Annotated in this window: 1 rRNA gene; it reads left to right on the forward strand. The window is 55.7% G+C overall.

What is annotated here, in order from left to right:
• Nucleotides 1-1,501, forward strand: a 23S ribosomal RNA gene (locus tag MHW47_RS35340); the annotation flags it as partial.
• Between the last annotated feature and the right edge of the window lie 22 nt (nucleotides 1,502-1,523).

Below are 1,523 nucleotides of genomic sequence, written 5' to 3' on the forward strand. Positions count from 1 at the left end.
GTAGTAGGTAAGCGATGGGGTGACGCAGGAAGGTAGTCCAGCCCAGGCGGTGGTTGTCCTGGGGTAAGGGTGTAGGCCGTGTGGTAGGCAAATCCGTCACACGTTAAGGCTGAGACCTGATGCCGAGCCGATTGTGGTGAAGTGGATGATCCTATGCTGTCGAGAAAAGCCTCTAGCGAGTTTCATGGCGGCCCGTACCCTAAACCGACTCAGGTGGTCAGGTAGAGAATACCGAGGCGTTCGGGTGAACTATGGTTAAGGAACTCGGCAAAATGCCCCCGTAACTTCGGGAGAAGGGGGGCCATTCCTGGTGATCCGATTTACTTGGTGAGCTGGGGGTGGCCGCAGAGACCAGCGAGAAGCGACTGTTTACTAAAAACACAGGTCCGTGCGAAGCCGTAAGGCGATGTATACGGACTGACGCCTGCCCGGTGCTGGAACGTTAAGGGGACCGGTTAGCTGCTCTTCGGGGTGGCGAAGCTGAGAACTTAAGCGCCAGTAAACGGCGGTGGTAACTATAACCATCCTAAGGTAGCGAAATTCCTTGTCGGGTAAGTTCCGACCTGCACGAATGGCGTAACGACTTCTCGACTGTCTCAACCATAGGCCCGGTGAAATTGCACTACGAGTAAAGATGCTCGTTTCGCGCAGCAGGACGGAAAGACCCCGGGACCTTTACTATAGTTTGATATTGGTGTTCGGTTCGGCTTGTGTAGGATAGGTGGGAGACTTTGAAGCGGCCACGCCAGTGGTTGTGGAGTCGTCGTTGAAATACCACTCTGGTCGTGCTGGATGTCTAACCTGGGTCCGTGATCCGGATCAGGGACAGTGTCTGATGGGTAGTTTAACTGGGGCGGTTGCCTCCTAAAGGGTAACGGAGGCGCCCAAAGGTTCCCTCAGCCTGGTTGGCAATCAGGTGTTGAGTGTAAGTGCACAAGGGAGCTTGACTGTGAGACCGACGGGTCGAGCAGGGACGAAAGTCGGGACTAGTGATCCGGCAGTGGCTTGTGGAAGCGCTGTCGCTCAACGGATAAAAGGTACCCCGGGGATAACAGGCTGATCTTCCCCAAGAGTCCATATCGACGGGATGGTTTGGCACCTCGATGTCGGCTCGTCGCATCCTGGGGCTGGAGTCGGTCCCAAGGGTTGGGCTGTTCGCCCATTAAAGCGGTACGCGAGCTGGGTTTAGAACGTCGTGAGACAGTTCGGTCCCTATCCGCTGTGCGCGTAGGAATATTGAGAAGGGCTGTCCCTAGTACGAGAGGACCGGGACGGACGAACCTCTGGTGTGCCAGTTGTTCTGCCAAGGGCATGGCTGGTTGGCTACGTTCGGAAAGGATAACCGCTGAAAGCATCTAAGCGGGAAGCCTGCTTCAAGATGAGTATTCCCACCAACTTGATTGGTTAAGGCTCCCAGTAGACGACTGGGTTGATAGGCCAGATGTGGAAGCCCGGTAACGGGTGGAGCTGACTGGTACTAATAGGCCGAGGGCTTGTCCTCAGTTGCTCGCGTCCACTGTGTT

Source organism: Streptomyces sp. OfavH-34-F (assembly GCF_022347745.1).
Lineage (GTDB): Bacteria > Actinomycetota > Actinomycetes > Streptomycetales > Streptomycetaceae > Streptomyces.